At 71.8% G+C, this 14,732-nt stretch carries 13 protein-coding genes and 1 tRNA gene; 5 read left to right on the top strand and 9 right to left on the bottom strand.

Features of this window, described 5'->3' with window-relative positions:
• The first annotated feature begins 233 nt into the window (after positions 1–233).
• Complete coding sequence (locus WME89_RS27145; RefSeq protein WP_438002620.1) at positions 234–2,303, top strand: PEGA domain-containing protein; 2,070 nt, start codon at positions 234–236, stop codon at positions 2,301–2,303.
• Positions 2,304–2,588: 285 nt separating this feature from the next.
• On the opposite strand, the gene WME89_RS27140 is transcribed toward WME89_RS27145, so the two are convergent.
• The 9 genes from WME89_RS27140 to WME89_RS27100 all read right to left on the bottom strand — a co-directional run bounded on the left by WME89_RS27140 (position 2,589) and on the right by WME89_RS27100 (position 11,323).
• Entirely contained in the window at positions 2,589–3,578 is a 990-nt protein-coding gene (locus tag WME89_RS27140) for a hypothetical protein (RefSeq protein ID WP_438002619.1), read from the bottom strand.
• Positions 3,575–4,072, bottom strand: a complete 498-nt coding sequence (locus tag WME89_RS27135; protein WP_437496470.1) for a hypothetical protein — start codon at positions 4,070–4,072, stop codon at positions 3,575–3,577. The genes WME89_RS27140 and WME89_RS27135 overlap by 4 nt, the downstream gene beginning before the upstream one ends.
• Positions 4,073–4,132: 60 nt before the next feature.
• Positions 4,133–4,747: a type IV pilin protein gene (locus tag WME89_RS27130; RefSeq protein WP_438002618.1), complete on the bottom strand. Its 615-nt coding sequence runs from the start codon at positions 4,745–4,747 to the stop codon at positions 4,133–4,135.
• 137 nt (positions 4,748–4,884) lie between these two features.
• Positions 4,885–5,499 carry a type IV pilin protein gene (locus WME89_RS27125; RefSeq protein WP_438002617.1) on the bottom strand — a complete coding sequence of 205 codons (615 nt, stop codon included), beginning with the start codon at positions 5,497–5,499 and terminating at the stop codon, positions 4,885–4,887.
• 154 nt (positions 5,500–5,653) lie between these two features.
• Positions 5,654–6,235 (bottom strand): type IV pilin protein, encoded by a 582-nt coding sequence (locus tag WME89_RS27120; RefSeq protein WP_438002616.1) that lies wholly within the window; start codon positions 6,233–6,235, stop codon positions 5,654–5,656.
• Positions 6,236–6,430: 195 nt separating this feature from the next.
• On the bottom strand, positions 6,431–7,876 hold the full coding sequence (locus tag WME89_RS27115) for a sigma-54-dependent transcriptional regulator (RefSeq protein WP_438011977.1): 1,446 nt from the start codon (positions 7,874–7,876) through the stop codon (positions 6,431–6,433).
• A 138-nt stretch (positions 7,877–8,014) separates the two neighbouring features.
• The gene (locus tag WME89_RS27110) at positions 8,015–8,410 is read right to left on the bottom strand and encodes a hypothetical protein (RefSeq protein WP_438002615.1); all 396 of its coding nucleotides are present in this window, start codon (positions 8,408–8,410) and stop codon (positions 8,015–8,017) included.
• A gap of 109 nt (positions 8,411–8,519) precedes the next feature.
• Positions 8,520–9,989 (bottom strand): 30S ribosomal protein S12 methylthiotransferase RimO, encoded by a 1,470-nt coding sequence (gene rimO, locus WME89_RS27105; RefSeq protein ID WP_438002614.1) that lies wholly within the window; start codon positions 9,987–9,989, stop codon positions 8,520–8,522.
• Entirely contained in the window at positions 9,986–11,323 is a 1,338-nt protein-coding gene (locus WME89_RS27100) for a dihydroorotase (RefSeq protein WP_438002613.1), read from the bottom strand. Before WME89_RS27100 ends, rimO begins: the two co-directional genes overlap by 4 nt.
• A 378-nt stretch (positions 11,324–11,701) precedes the next feature.
• On the opposite strand from WME89_RS27100, the gene WME89_RS27095 reads away from it, so the two are divergent.
• The 4 genes from WME89_RS27095 (at position 11,702) to WME89_RS27080 (ending at position 14,646) form a co-directional block, all read left to right on the top strand.
• A tRNA-Leu gene (locus WME89_RS27095) sits at positions 11,702–11,788 on the top strand.
• Between the two features lie 32 nt (positions 11,789–11,820).
• Positions 11,821–13,146 (top strand): hypothetical protein, encoded by a 1,326-nt coding sequence (locus WME89_RS27090; RefSeq protein WP_438002612.1) that lies wholly within the window; start codon positions 11,821–11,823, stop codon positions 13,144–13,146.
• 67 nt (positions 13,147–13,213) lie between these two features.
• Complete coding sequence (locus WME89_RS27085; RefSeq protein WP_438002611.1) at positions 13,214–14,281, top strand: DUF4190 domain-containing protein; 1,068 nt, start codon at positions 13,214–13,216, stop codon at positions 14,279–14,281.
• 56 nt (positions 14,282–14,337) lie between these two features.
• Complete coding sequence (locus WME89_RS27080) at positions 14,338–14,646, top strand: hypothetical protein (RefSeq protein ID WP_438002610.1); 309 nt, start codon at positions 14,338–14,340, stop codon at positions 14,644–14,646.
• Positions 14,647–14,732: the final 86 nt, after the last annotated feature.

Below are 14,732 nucleotides of genomic sequence, written 5' to 3'. Positions count from 1 at the left end.
GCGTGAGATCGCGGCGCGCGCGTCGCTGTGCCCTCGCCGCGCTCGCCCTGATGGCGCTCGCGAAATTACCGGACCAGCGGTACGCTGCTGCGGCTCAGGTTCACGCAGCGCACTCCGAGCTTGCCCGCGACGAGGGCCTGCTCGTCCACCTCACGCTCGTCGCGCGGAACATGCGCGATCGTTTCCCGGAAGCCGCGGCCAACGGCGCCGCATGTCCTGAGGAGTTCCCGAACATGGCCGATAACAAGGGCGGCAGCGATCTAGATGTCTTCGAGGGGCTCGCGAAAAAGTCGTCACGCACAACGAGCCCCGCCCTCGCGCCCCCCTCGCCGCCGACCCGGCAGCGCACCCTCGTCGGAGGGGTCGCCGCGGTGCCGCCTCCTCCCAACCATGCGACGACGCTCCCCAGCGGGATGACCTCTCCGCTGCCGCCGCCGGTGACGACGAAGGGGACCAGTCCCGGCTCGCTGCCGCCGCCCATGCCCCCTTCGGTCAAGCCGGGCTCGCTGCCGCCGCCGTCGGTGACGACGAAGGGGACCAGTCCTGGCTCGCTGCCGCCGCCCATGCCTCCTTCGGCCAAGCCGGGCTCGTTGCCGCCCGTTGTGCCGCCCCCCTCGCGACAGCAGCCGTCGCTCCCCGCGATCGCCGCCCCGCCGGTCCCCTCGGCGAGCCCGCTGCCGCCGGCGCCGACGAGCGGTGCCCCTGGCTCGCTGCCCCCGGTGGTCCCTCCGCCGATGCGGTTGCCGTCGATCAAGCCGCCGCAGAAGGCGGCTGACGAGGCGAAGCCCCGTCGGGCCAAGGGCGCTGCGGTCGACATGGACTGGGACGACGAGGAGGAGTCGACCCACGTCTACGACAGGGAAGGGAACCAAAGCATGCCGGGGCGGGCGAGCCCGCTGCCGACGGTGAGCTCGTCCACGATCCCGAAGGCCGCCGCGGCGCTGCTCGCGACCTCCGGCGGCGCGGCGCCGGCCGCGAGGACGCGCACGCCGATCCCGACGCCGCCGCCGATCCCGAGCGCCCCGCCCGCGCCGGCGATGCCGCCGGACATCGGGCACCGCCCGCTGTCGCGCAACGACGAGCCGACGGCGATCCGCCCGCGCCTCGTGGCGCAGCAGGGCGCTGGCAAGGCGGGCGTCGTCCTCGGCGGCCTCGCGCTCGTCGCCGTGCTGCTCCTGGCCGTGGTGATGCTGGTGCCGAAGAAGGGCGCGCTCACCATCGACCTGAAGACCGCGGGCGGCGCCTCTGTCGCGAGGGCCGAGATCTTCATCGACGGCCAGAAGCGCTGCGACACCGTGCCTTGCATCGTGCGCGAGCTCGATCCGGGCTCGAAGGCCGTCAAGATCCTCGCCCCCGACTTCCCGCCGCGCGACGCCGTCGAGGTCGTCGAGGGCGGCAAGGAGAAGGTCGTCGTGATCACGCTCGACGGCGCGAGCGCGGGCGCGGCGGGGTCTCCGGCCGCCGCGTCGACCACGACCGGCCTCAAGGCGTCGGGCGCGCAGCCTGGCGTGAAGGTCCTGGTCGACGGCGCGGAGAAGGGCACGCTGCCTGTCGAGTTCAGCCTCGCGCCGGGAGAGCACAAGATCCGGTTTGACGGCGGCGAGCGCTACGAGCCCGTGGAGCAGACGGTGGAGGTCGGTCAGGGCCAGACGAAGGACCTCGGCACCATCGCGCTCAAGGTGCTGAAGGGGCAGCTCACGCTCGATCTCTCCACCTCGGGGGCCTCGGTCAAGCTGGTGAACGCGAAGGGCACGGAGAAGAAGCTGCCCGATTCGGCCTGGAAGAAGCCGCCCGTGAAGGTGGATGTGAATCCGTCGGAGGGCTGGAAGGTCGTCGCGACGAAGAAGGGATACCAGGACTTCTCCCAGGCAGTCTCGTTCGAGGACGGGCAGGCCGAGAAGACGATCCGGATCGCGCTCGACGAGGTGAGCAAGCCCGAGCCGGTCGCCGCCGCCGCGCCGGCTGCGGACCCGGCGCCTGCGCCCGCTCCGGCGCCGGCCGCGCCGAGGGCGGATCCGGCGCCTGCCGCCCCGAAGGCGGATCCGGTGGCCGCCGCGCCGAAGGCGGACGCGCCGGCCGCGCCCGCGGCTGCGGCTGGCGCGGCGACGCTGAACATCAACTCGATCCCTGTCTCGAAGGTGGTGCTCGACGGCCGGCCGCTGGGGAGCACGCCCAAGGTCGGCGTCAGCGTCCCCGCGGGGTCGCACACGGTGACCTTCATCCATCCGGATCTCGGGAAGAAGTCGGTCACCGTCTCCGTGAAGGCCGGCGAGACCAAGACCGCGGCCGTCAAGTTCGAGTGACGCGACGCGGTCGCCCGCGGCGCTCAGCTCACCGGGCGAAGCTCCTCTTCACACCTCTGCAGGTCGACTCCGGCGCCGTCCTGGCGGGTCACATCCCGCCAGGACGGCCATGCTCGCGGAGCGATCAGGTCCTGGCGCTGGGGCCCTCGGCGGCATGTCGACGAACATCGTTCGCGAACAGCCTCCCGGGATCTGGTTGAACCATGTGAATCGAAGAAGACTGGTTCGTCTCGAGCACCGCTGTCCCGAGGGGAAGGTCCACGCTCCAGGCAGCGTCGGAGAGACTCACTTCTCGCCTTCGATCCGCTCGGCCCACGCGCGCCACGTCGTCGCGCAGCGCGGCTCGTCCGCGTGCGCGCCCCCCGCGCAGTACGCCGCGTCGCGCGGGGGGCCCAGCACGAGGACCGCCGTCTTGCTGACGAACGGCAGGTCGCGCCGCCAGATCTGGCTGAAGCCGTCGAGGCGCCGGCGGTACCCCTCGGCGGCGCGCTCACCGAGGAGCTTGTCGAGCTGCGCGCGGACCTGCTCCCTCAGCTCCTCGTCGTCCGTGACGGCGAGGGTGCGCTGGAGGAACCGGATCTGCGCCTCGCGCTCCCCGGCGCGCCCCAGGATGCCCGCGCCGCCGAGGGCCTGCCAGCTGATGCTCGCGTCGCCGCCGCCGAGCTCCGCGGCGCGCGCGAGCATCCTCGCCCCGTCGAGGCGCCACTGCGTCTTCTCGGCGGGGTCGGTGAGGTACGAGGCCGGCGCGATGAAGGCGACGAACTGGCCGAGCGCGAGCCAGAGCTCGCCGTCGAGGGGGCGGTGCTGCACCCCGCGCTCCATGATCTCGCGCGCCTTGATGACCTCGTCGCGCGGGGTGGTGCTCGTCTGGAACGTGATGAGCGCGTCCGCGAACAGGTAGGGCTCGCGAAAGGTCGGGTCGAGCGCGTTGATCGCGTCGAGCAGCAGCGTGAGGTTCTCGAACCGCCGGCGCTCGAAGGTGTGCAGCCCCTGGGAGACGAGCACGTGCGACCAGAGCAGATCCGCCAGCGCGGAGCGGTAGCCGAGCGACAGGGTGACCACCTCGTCCGGCGGCGGCAGGACGTACACGTCCGACGTCTCGGCCACGCGCTGCTCCAGGTCCGCGGCCGGCGCGCGCACGCTCCCGATCGCGACGGCGGCGACGGCCGAGAGCGCGATCGTGACGAGCGCGTCGCGCGCGCCCCCCGCGCGGGGAAGGGGAGGGCGGGCCGCCGGACCGACCGCCGTCCCGGGCGCCGGACGAGCCGCCATCATTCCACCTCGCGGTCCACGAACATGCCCGGGAGCACGCGGGCCGGCTCTCCGGGGACGCGCTCGCCGCGCACCTCGAACGTGGACACCGCGCCGTCGCCGTCGAGGTCGCCGTGCGCCGTCGCGACGAAGCGCATGGTCTTCGCCGCGTCGAGCTCGCTCGTGAACTGGAAGGCGAACGCGTGCGGCCCCTCGAACCGGAAGTCGAGCGACTTCCAGGTGAGGTGCTCCCAGGACTCCGGCGGATCGACGGCGCGAACGCCGCGCGGCACCTGCGCTGGGGTCAGCGGGGCCGACGGGGGAAAGCTGATCTCCTGCGGCCGCGCTTCGGCGTAGGCGACCGCGCTGGTCACCAGCCGGTCGAGCCCGTCGATCGGCTCGCTCAGCTTGGACGCGCTGAGGTTTCGGAAGAACGCCGGAACAGCGACGGCGAGGACGCTGCCGCCGACCGCGAAGGCCGCGCTGAGCTCCAGCGCGCTCCAGGAGCGCCAGGTCATGGGCTCTCTCTACCCACCCTTCGGCGGTGAAACAAGCGCGAGCGCGGCGCGCGGCCCGGGTCAGTCCGGATCGTTGTCGGTGAAGACCACGGTGCTGGTCACGATCTCGCCGTCGCGCACCTCGCCGGTGCGGACCAGCGTGCACGTCAGGCCGTCGCCGTCCAGGTCCCCGCGCGCGCCCGCCTCGAACGCCTCCGAGCCGCTCGGGATGGGGGCGCCGAGCAGGTTCTGGCTGACGTAGCCGCCGCCGACCCGGTACGAGTACTGGAAGTAGATGGGCGAGATGGTCGTGAAGCCGAGGCACTGCCAGCCCGCGAGCGTCGAGCCCGACATGAAGTCGGCGCCGGGCGCCGCGCTCGGCTGGTATTTCGTCCCCTGGACGTCGGCGAAGTTGAAGGGGACCGGCATGGCCGAGTCGCACAGGACGTGGGTGTTCGCGGCGGCGACGCCCGTCGCGGGCAGGAGCTGCGAGATGGCGCGGTCGCGCTCGTACTGGGTGATGGCGCTGCGGGTGATGGCGCCGACGAGCTGCTTGGCTTCAGCCGTCTTCGCCGTGGCGAGGTAGCTGCGCACCCCGACGACCGCCAGGGCGGCGAGCACGCCGATGATGGCGACCACGATCATGAGCTCGATGAGCGTGAATCCGCGACTGCGAGATACTTCCTTCTGCCGCACGGTACGCCCTCATGCTGGATGTGGTCTATGAAGCTTGCTCGCACGAACCGGCGTGAGCCGGGGATGCCCTCATGCTGGATGTGGTCGACGAAGGCTGGTCGCCCAGCCCATGGAGAGCCGGGCGACCAGAGAGCACGTCATTCGTACTCGTTCTCGATGTAGATCTGCGTGGCCAGGGTGAGCTGCCCCGTCGTGGCGTCCACGGCGCCGCCACGGATGAAGTAGCTGTTGAGCAGGTCGTTGTCGAGGTTGCCGACCGCGCCGGCCTCGAAGCCGGTGGCGCCGGGGTTGGGCCTCGTCCCCGTGGGGCCCGTGATCTGGGTGCCTTGGAGGTAGTGGTACTGGTAATAGATAGGCTGGGTCATCGAGAACCTCAGGCACTTCCAGCCACCCGTTGCGCTGCCCGTCTCGAAGTCCTGGCCCTCGGTCGAGTTGGGCTGGTACTTGACGCCACCCGGGGGATTGGCACCATTAGGCACCGGGGTGGCGCTGGTGCACAGGCTGTGGCTCGCGGTTCCCGAGCTGCCACCGGCCGTGAGGATCTCGGACGCAGCCGTCTCGCGCTCGAACGCGGCGGCGGCGCCGCGGGTGATCGCGCCCACGGAGTTCTTGGCCTCGGAGGTCTTCGCGCTCGCGAGGTACCGGCGGACGCCGAAGATCGCCAGCGCGGCGAGGACGCCGATGATGGCGACCACGATCATGAGCTCGACGAGGGTGAAGCCTCTTCTGTCGTATCGCTTCAGTGCACGCATGAGTGTCGATCCTCCGTGATGCTTTATTTAATCGGGATTCTTTGCCGAGAACTGACCGTCACGACGCCGTTTGCGGGGCCCGGCCGGCCCGCAGTGCGATAACCTCTCCCGCGGAAACAGGCGCTCTCGCGCCTGCGCCGGGGCGAACCATCCTCTACTCCGTGTCGTTCTCCCAGTAGATTCCGGACATCGTGGATGCCGTCAGGAGCAACGCGTAAGTCCCATCCACATCGCGATCGCCGGCCGCCTGGATGACATACCAGGGGCCCCTGGGCGCAAACTGCGGATCCGTCAGCGGGGCCTGCGGCACCCCGTGCCAGGTGAAGCCCGAGTGGGGTGTCGCCACGAAGCTGCTCCCGTTGCCGGCCACGGACGCGTACCCGAAGCGGACCGCGCCGTCCGTCGTCACGTTGAGCTGCCGCCAGTTGGCAGCGTCGGCGTGCGTCGTGTCATTCCACGCGCGCTTCCGATCATTGAGAGTCCCCGAGGGATACCAGGCGTCGAGCGCGCTCGAGACGTTGAGGTACACGAGCATCTCGGCCTTGTAGGACTCCTGCGCACCGCGGATGCCCTGCATGACCGCCTTCGGCTCGGCGATGCCCGCCGCGTTCATGTACCGGCGGTAGCCGACCAGCGCGAGCGCCGCGAGGATGCCCACCATCCCCACGACGACGAGGAGCTCGACGAGCGTGAACCCTCGTCGCGCTGCGCTCCGCTGTCGTCGCGTGCTCCGCATTCGCCAGGACCTCTCAGCAGGCGACGTGCCAGGGAGAGCGCGGCCCGACGTCATCTTCGACTTGCGCGAGAAGCTCATGAGTTGACTCGGTTTTCCTTGAGGGAGGAGGTCGGGCTGCTGGATGTGCGTGGTTGTGTTCGCTTCCGGCGGTGACGAAAACCGTCACTTCGGGGCGCCGGGCGGTGACGATTCTCGTCAGGATCCCTCCGGCTCGTCGTCGGTCTCCCCGTCGGCGGCGAGGGCGTGCTTGGCGAGGCGGTAGCGCAGCGACCGGAACGAGACGCCGAGGAGCTTCGCGGCCGCCTTGCGGACGCCGCCGGTGCGCTCGAGCGCCTGGAGGATGAGTCGGCGCTCGACCTCGCCGATCACCTCGTCGAGCATGCACCCGCCCGGCGGCAGCTCCGCCAGCAGCGGGGCCGGGCTGGCGCTGAGCCCGGCGACGGTGCTCGGGAGGTCCCCGAGGCCGATCGAGGGCCCTCCGGCGAGCGCCACCGCGCGCTCCATCATGTTCTCGAGCTCGCGCACGTTGCCCGGGAAGGCATAGGCGTCGAGCGCGCGCACGGCGTCCGTCGTCAGGCCTCGGACGTCCTTGCCGAGCTCGGCCGCGAAGCGGCGCAGGAAGCGGTCGGCGAGCCGCGAGATGTCCCCCGGGCGCTCGCGCAGCGGCGGCAGCTCGATGCGGATGACGTTGAGTCGATAGTAGAGGTCCTGCCGGAACCGGCCCTCGCGGACCTCGGTCTCCACGTTCCGGTTCGTCGCGGCGAGCAACCGGACGTCGACAGCGATCTCCGCGGCGGCGCCGACCGGGCGCACCTTCCGCTCCTGGAGCACGCGGAGGAGCTTCACCTGCAGCGCGGCCGGGAGCTCTCCGATCTCGTCGAGCAGCAGCGTCCCGCCGTCGGCCTCGCGGAACAGGCCCATCGAGCGCGCGCCGGCGCCCGTGAACGAGCCCTTCTCGTGGCCGAACAGCTCGCTCTCCATGAGCGCCTCGGGCAGCGCCCCGCAGTTGACGACCAGGAATGGCCGCGCGGCGCGATCGCTCCGATCGTGGATCGCGCGGGCGATGCGCTCCTTGCCGGTCCCGCTCTCGCCCGTGATCAGCACCGTCGTGCGCGTCGGCGCGATCTTGGCGATGAGCTCCGAGATCCGCTGCATCGCGGGGCTCGTCCCGAGCGGCTCGCGCGACGGCGCGTCGAGCCGCTCGAGCTGCGCGCGCAGCCGCTGGTTCTCGGCCACGATCGAGCTCTTCTCGAGGGCCTTTGCCGCGAGCGCGGTGAGCTCCGCCGGCGAGAACGGCTTGGTCACGAAATCGTAGGCGCCGTGGCGCATGGCGTCGAGCGCGCTCTCCACGGTGGAGTGCGCCGTCATCACGATCACCTCGGTCGCGCCGCTCCGCGCCTTCGCGGCGCTCAGCACCTCGATGCCCGAGCCGTCGGGCATCACGAGGTCGGTCAGGATCAGGGGGAACGGCTGCGGGTTCTGGCGAATGGCCTCGACGGCGGCGCGCGCGCCAGGCGCGATCGCGACCTCGTAGCCCTGGCGGCGGAACGCGATGGTGAGCACCTGACGGAGGCCCGGCTCGTCATCGACGACCAGCACCCGGGTGGCGTTCGGCGAGACGCTCGGCGGGATCGACGCCATCACGCCAGCACAGTATCACGACGCCCCACGCGCGCGTCGACGGCGGCCGCCGGGCGCGGCGCGCTGCGTCGTCGCGGCGCGCTCGGCGTTCGGCGCTGCGGCCCTCGGGCTTTCGAGGCGCGCCGCTCCCTCGGGCCCTCAGGGGCAGGTGTCGTTCACAACGCCGAGCGGCGTGCGCTCCTCGACGAGGAAGCGCTGCGCATCGCTGCCCCCTTCATCGCTGCTCTCGTCCTGCAGCTCCTGCCACACGAGCAGGGTATCGCAGAGCTCGGCCTCGATCTCGACGTGGTACCGGCCGTTGTTGTCGGTGTCGTCCTCGATCACCCCGCGCTGTGTCCGCTCGTTGAAGACGCTGACGCGCGCCCCGGGGGTGCAGTTGCCCGAAATCTGCCACATCCCCTCCACGCTCGACGGCCTGATCGTGTCAGCTGGCTCGGGCGGCGGGAGGGGTAACGTCGGGCTCAGGCACGCCGCACCGGCGAGCAGCGAGGTCGCGAGGGCGATGGCGAAGTGAAGCGAAGCGCGGCGGAGCATCGGCACGGGTCGACGTGGTAGCACGCGGTGTGCCGCGCTCCTGGAGCCGCGGATCGCAGCGAGAAGCGGGGATCTTCAGCCCTCTCGCCGCGGCCCGCCGGCCGGGCTGTCAATTCTGTTGGCGCTCGCGTCCATCGGTTTGCAGCACGCGCAGGGCGACGCGCCGCTTCGCCGTCGCCGCGCCGAGCTCCGCGACCAGGGGAGACGCCGCGGCGCCGCGCGCCTCCTCTCCTTCATCGAGCAGCTCGCCGACGAGATCGTAGTCGCTCGCCTGCGTGATCCTGACGCGACATATCTCGCCCGGACGGACCTCGCCGCCGGAGAGGTAGACCTGCCCGTCGATCTCGGGCGCCTGGCCGGCGTGGCGGCCCATGAGCACGTACTCGTGCTCGTCGCTCGTCCCCTCGACGAGCACCTCGAGCTCGCGGCCGATCATCGCGGCGCTCTTCCGGTGGGAGATGCGGCGCTGCAGCGCCATGAGGCGGCGGTAGCGGCTCGCGGCCGTGCGCGCGGGGACCTTGCCGTCGAGCGCGTGGCTGCGGCTCGTCTCCTCGTCGGAGTAGCGGAAGACCCCGACCCGCTCGAACTCGGCCCAGCGCACGAAGTCGCAGAGCTCCTCGAACTCGGCGTCGGTCTCGCCCGGGTGGCCGACGATGAACGCGGTGCGGAACGTGAGGTCGGGGACGCGCTCGCGCAGCGTGGAGACGACCCGGCGCAGCCGATCGCCGCCGTGGCCGCGCCGCATCCGGCGCAGCATCGCGTCGGCGGCGTGCTGGAGCGGCATGTCCACGTAGGGCACGACCCGCGGGTGGCTGGCGAGCAGCTCGACGAGGTCGTCGGTCATCGTCTCGGGGTAAAGATAGAAGAGCCGTACCCAGCGCACGCCGGGCACGTCGGCGACGCGCTCGACGAGCTCTGCGAGCGTCGCTCGCGCGTCGCCCGGCCCGCGCGCCGCGGCGTCGCGGCCGTAGGCGATCGTGTCCTGCGAGATGAGGTTGATCTCGCGGACGCCCGCCGCCGCGAGCTGCTCCACCTCGCGCACCACGTCCGGGATGGGCCGCGAGCGCTGCGCGCCGCGCAGGTCCGGGATCACGCAGAACGAGCAGGTGCGGTTGCAGCCCTCGGCGATCTTGACGTAGGCGCTGCCGCCGGGGGTCGAGAGCGTGCGCGGATCGGCCGCGCGGATCAGCCACTCCGCCGGGTTGCCGACGAGCATCCGCTCCGCGTCGCCCGCGAGCACCTGGCCGAGCTTGAGCATGTCGCTCGACCCGAGGAAGTGGTCGACCTCGGGCATCTCGCGGGCGAGCTCCTCCGGGTGGCGCTGCGAGAGGCAGCCGGCGACCACCAGCCGCTTGCAGCTGCCGCGCTCCTTGTGCTGCGCCATCTCGAAGATCGCGTCGATCGACTCCTTCTTCGCCTCGCCGATGAAGCCGCAGGTGTTGACGACGATCACCTCGGCGTCGGCGGCGTCGTCGACGTGCGCGTAGCCGGCCGAGCGCGCGACGCCGAGCATCACCTCGGAGTCGACGCGGTTCTTGGGGCACCCGAGGCTGACGAAGTGGACCTTGCGCGTGCTCATGTTGCTGCTCCCCCGCTCTCGCTGTCGACGAAGACGACGCGGCCCCCGGCGAGCGTCATCTTGACGCGGCCCGTGAGCTGCCGGCCGAGGAGCGGCGTGTTCTTGCTCTTCGAGCGCAGGCGCGCCGGATCGAGCACGAAGCTCAGGTTCGGATCCACGAGGCAGAGCTCGGCGCGGGCGCCGACCTTGATCGTGGGCGCCTCGAGCCGCGCGACGCGGGCCGGCGCGCGGGTGAGCGCGTCGACGAGCCTCCCGAGGGGGAGGGCGCCCTGGCGCACCAGATCGAGCAGGACCGGCACGACGAGCTCGAGGCCGATGAGGCCTGGCGACGCCTCGGCGAACTCGCAGTCCTTCTCGAGCGTCGAGTGGGGCGCGTGGTCGGTCGCGACGACGTCGATGGTGCCGTCCGCGAGCGCCTCGCGGAGCGCGTCGACGTCCGCCTGCTCGCGCAGGGGCGGGTTGACCTTGCACGCCGTGTCGTAGCCGAGCACCGCGGCGTCGGTGAGCGTCAGGTGGTGCGGCGTCACCTCGGCGGTCACGGCGATGCCGCGGGCCTTCGCCTCGCGGAGGATGCGGACCGCGCCGAGCGACGAGACGTGCGCCACGTGGTAACGCGCCCCGGTGGCCTCCGCGAGCAGCACGTCGCGCGCGACGATGATGTCCTCCGCCACGCGGGGCCAGCCCCGGAGGCCGAGCCGCGTCGCGATCGCGCCCTCGTGCATCTGCGCCCCCTCGGTGAGCGCGTGGTCCTCGGCGTGCTGGATGACCGGCATATCGAAGGTCTTCGCGTACTCGAGCGCGCGGCGCATCACCGCGCTCGACGTCACGCAGCGCCCGTCGTCCGAGACGGCGACGGCGCCGGCCTCCTTGAGGTCGGCCATCTCGGTGAGCTCCGTGCCCTTCTGGCCCATCGTGATCGCGCCGATGGGGTGGAGCGCGGGCCCCGAGAGCGCGCGGGCGCGCGCGATCATGGCCTCGGTGATGGACCGGGTGTCGTTGACGGGTCGCGTGTTTGGCATCGCGCACACGTGCGCGAACCCGCCCGCGGCCGCGGCGGCCAGCCCGGAGGCGATGTCTTCTTTGTATTCCTGCCCGGGCTCGCGCAGGTGGGCGTGGAGATCGACGAACGCGGGGAGGAGCAGGAGCCCCTCGCCCTGGATGATCTCGGCGCTGGCGGCGCGGCGCAGGTCGTCGGTCGCTGCGCCGCGACCCACGCGGCGGATGACGCCGTCCTCGATGACGACATCGACCACGTCGTCGAGCTGCTGGGCCGGGTCGACGGCGCGCACGCCGACAAGAAGAAGGAGAGGGGGAGGTGAGCCGATGGCCGCCATGGGAGCGCGCTCCCCTAGCACATACGCTCCACGCCGTGCACCGCTGCGGGCGAGCAGGGAGAACCATCGCCGCGCCGAGACCGCCGGGCGGGCGCGGGGATCACCAGCGCGGCGCCGCCGAGGAACCGAAGAAAAATTATTGAGGAGGACGAGCCACGAAGGGCAACCGACGCCACCGACGCCACCAACGTCAACCGACGACCACCCACGTCGAGCGACCTCGACCTATGACCACCCACGTCAAACGACCTCGGCCTACGTCAACCGAGGCAGGCCACCAACGGCAGCCGCCGATCGGGCGAGGGAAGAAAAACGCTCCGGGCGTGATGCAGGGCTTGACGAACGGCGAGGGGGTGAGGTAGTGATGCCGTCCCGCTCGCGAAGCTGGCGGAATTGGCAGACGCGCTGGATTCAGGTTCCAGTGGGGTAACTCCCGTGGAGGTTCAAGTCCTCTGCTTCGCACCAGGCGACTCCCTTATTCTTCTTTAGCCACCGTAGTGGCTCTTTCTCTGCTCGTCTTTTTCGGTATTTCCTGCGACCGCAGCGCCTCCCGCTCGGGGGGCGCTGCAACTGCGGCGCCCGGTTCGAGCGAGCCCAGGGCCCATACAGAGGTTCCCGCCGCGAGCGCCCCGGCCGAAGCCGCCGCGGCGACCGCGCCAGCGGAGCTCGAGCCCCCGCGGGGGACCGGTGTCCAGGAGTTCGTTCCCCTCTCGACCCTCGCCGCGTGCAAGGCGAAGTCGGGGGATATCGCGACCTACATCCTGCGCGAGGGGATGGGGATCGCCGGGCGCGCCGACGGCTCGTTCGGCGCCGTGTGGCTGGTGGATCTCAAGGGAGGGGACGCGCAGATCGCGTTCGCGGGCTTCGACAGCGACGCCCGGCAGATCGCCCGGGCGAGGGCGATCTCGATCACGCGCGAGGCCGGGCTCCGGATCTTCTCCACGGGGGACGCGTGGGCCGTCACGTGGTTCGACGCGGAGGGCCTCGCGTACGCCCGGCCCCGCTGGGAGACGAACCCGCCGGCGGAGATCTTGCGCGTCGGCGCCATCGGGAAGGACGTCAGCGAGCACGTCGCCCTCGCGCCCGCGCCGGGCGGCGCCCTGGTGGCAGCGGCGCCCTTCGGGGCGGAGCGCAATCAGCTGGGGGTGTTCCAGTTCGCGCCGGTGGATCCGGCGCAGCCGCAGCTCAAGGCGGTCGGGGTCACGCGCCATACAAAGAAGCCGCACTGGCCGGCGGTCGCCGCTGACGCGTCCGGCAGCTACCTCGTCGCGTGGCACGACGAGGACGATGGGAGCATCCGGGCCTCGCGCTTCGACGCGTCCGGCAGGGAAGGGAACGCCCACCTGGTGGCCAGGCCCCAGAGCGGCGACCGCTCGGCCGTCGCGACTCAGGAAGCGCCGGACAAGGATCGTCGGCTCGGGCTCGTGGCCACCGGCGGCGCCGGGGCGCTGCTGCTCTGGAACGAGGGGACCACGCTGATCGCCCGCGCGCTGGACGCCGAGGCGCGGCCGCGCGGGGCGCCCTGGGTGATCGGCAAGGGCAAGTGGCGCGCTGTCGCGCCGAGCGGAGACGGGGCGCTCGTCGCGTGGGTCGGCCACGATGGCAAGGCGGAGGGGCAGCCCTTGCTCGTCAAGCTGGCCGCCGACGGAGCGCCTTCTGCCCGAGGGCTCCGGGTGTCGGATGGGGTGAATCCCGTAAAGGATCCTCCCAGCCTGGCCGTCGCCGGCGAGCGCGTGGGCGTCGCATGGACGGAGGCGATGAGCCCCGGTGTGAGCACGAAGCGCGCAGTCCTGCGGGTGCTCGAGCGCGCCTGCATCCCCTGAGCCCAGGCGCGACAGGAGGGCCGCGTACGGCGGGCGTAGCGCTGGCTATGGCGCTAGGATGAGGGACGTGAGCCACGCATTCGGCCCGAGTCAGCCAACGCCGAACCGCGATGCGAACGAGCCGGCAGAGGCGCTCCGAGATGCGCGGGCAGGCATCCTGCCCTGCGAAGGCGAGCTGCCTGTCGGCGCGCCCCCCTGCGACCAGGCGGCGCGCGCTGCTGCCGCGCCAGCTGCGGCATCGTCCGGCGGCGCCTCCCCGCAGCTGCCCTTCATCCAGGATCCCTACCTCAACCCGCCGCTCCCGCCGGAGCGGCGGCAGCTGTCCACGCTGGCCGTCAGCTCGGTCGTGGCGGCGCTCTTCGGGCCGCTCGGGGCCATCGCCGCCATCGTCTTCGGCTGGACCGCGCGCCGCGAGATCGAGCGCGCCCCAGGGGAGCGCAGGGGATATGCGCTCGCGAGCGTGGGTCTCTCGCTCGGCGTGCTCCTCACGCTCTGCTGGAGCTCGGCGATCGGCTTCGGCGTGTGGATGTGGAGGACGCACAACGGCGGGGAGACCGCCTCCTCCATGGGGGAGGGGGAGCCCTCGCCGGAGCCGGCGAGCACCGCGACCCCGGCGGCGCCGCTGCCGGACGTGCCTCCTCCGGCGGCGCAGCCCGGCGGCAGCGTCCCTCAGCACACGACGCATCGGCGCATCGGCGGGCTGTCGATCGTCGACATCGGCGTCGACGTCTCCGCGCTCAGCGAGGAGCTCGCGAAGCAGCGCGCGGAGGCGTACGCCCATGGCGAGAAGGTCCTCGTGATGACGACGAGCGATCCCTGCGAGCCGTGCCGCGGCTTCGACCGCTCGCTCAGCGATCCGCTGATGCAGACCGCGCTCCGGAGCGTGCGGCTCCTGCGCGTGGACATCGACGTCTTCAAGGAGGACCTCGACCAGATCAAGATGCCGCGGCGGCTCTACCCCGGCTTCTTCCTGCTCTCGCCGGACCTCACGCCGCAGGACGGGATCAACGGCGGCGAGTGGGACGACGACATCGCGCGCAACATCGCGCCCGTGCTCGGGGCGTTCGTGCGAGGCCAGTACACGACCCGCCGCCAGCCGTGGCACCCGCTGCCCGGCTCGGGCATGCGGCTCTGATCGGCGCCTCGCGCGACGCCCAGCCTCCCGCGCGCCGAACAGGGTAAGCTCGGGCCGTGAAGCGCTTCGTCCAGCTCGCCATCTTCGTCCTCTGTGTCGCGTTCAGCGTATCGGCGGCCTACAACGTCTTCTCCGACAACGCCGACGTCGAGCGCAGGGCCGCCCTCGTGGCGTGCGGCGAGGAAGCTGCCCCGGGAGCGCCCGACGGGCGCCGCGCGAGCGAGGGCTGCAGAGCGCAGGTGACCCGGCTGGAGCGGACGCCGTTCGGTCAGACGTTCGCTTTCACCACGGCGAAGCGCACCGTGGACGTCCGGTGCGAGCGGGCGCTCGTGCTCGCCGGCGAGTACGGCTGCAAGCTGCGTTGAGCGGCGCGGCGGCGGTCGGGGCGCGGCGCGCCGGAACGCGCGGCGCGACGGGCCCTTGTCGGCGCGGAAGTTGCGCTATGGTGGGC

Source organism: Sorangium sp. So ce321 (assembly GCF_051530195.1).
In the GTDB taxonomy this organism is placed as follows: Bacteria; Myxococcota_A; Polyangia; order Polyangiales; family Polyangiaceae; genus Sorangium.
This window is presented reverse-complemented; position numbering and strand designations above follow the sequence as displayed.

Bases quoted from the DNA above. Each gene is read 5' to 3' on its own strand.
- WME89_RS27115 (WP_438011977.1), bottom strand. From the start codon at position 7,876: ATGGCGTCGATCCCGCCGAGCGTCTCGCCGAACGCCACCCGGGTGCTG.
- WME89_RS27145 (WP_438002620.1), top strand. From the start codon at position 234: ATGGCCGATAACAAGGGCGGCAGCGATCTAGATGTCTTCGAGGGGCTC.
- WME89_RS27120 (WP_438002616.1), bottom strand. From the start codon at position 6,235: ATGCGGAGCACGCGACGACAGCGGAGCGCAGCGCGACGAGGGTTCACG.
- WME89_RS27140 (WP_438002619.1), bottom strand. From the start codon at position 3,578: ATGATGGCGGCTCGTCCGGCGCCCGGGACGGCGGTCGGTCCGGCGGCC.
- WME89_RS27125 (WP_438002617.1), bottom strand. From the start codon at position 5,499: ATGCGTGCACTGAAGCGATACGACAGAAGAGGCTTCACCCTCGTCGAG.
- WME89_RS27110 (WP_438002615.1), bottom strand. From the start codon at position 8,410: ATGCTCCGCCGCGCTTCGCTTCACTTCGCCATCGCCCTCGCGACCTCG.
- rimO (WP_438002614.1), bottom strand. From the start codon at position 9,989: ATGAGCACGCGCAAGGTCCACTTCGTCAGCCTCGGGTGCCCCAAGAAC.
- WME89_RS27100 (WP_438002613.1), bottom strand. From the start codon at position 11,323: ATGGCGGCCATCGGCTCACCTCCCCCTCTCCTTCTTCTTGTCGGCGTG.
- WME89_RS27135 (WP_437496470.1), bottom strand. From the start codon at position 4,072: ATGACCTGGCGCTCCTGGAGCGCGCTGGAGCTCAGCGCGGCCTTCGCG.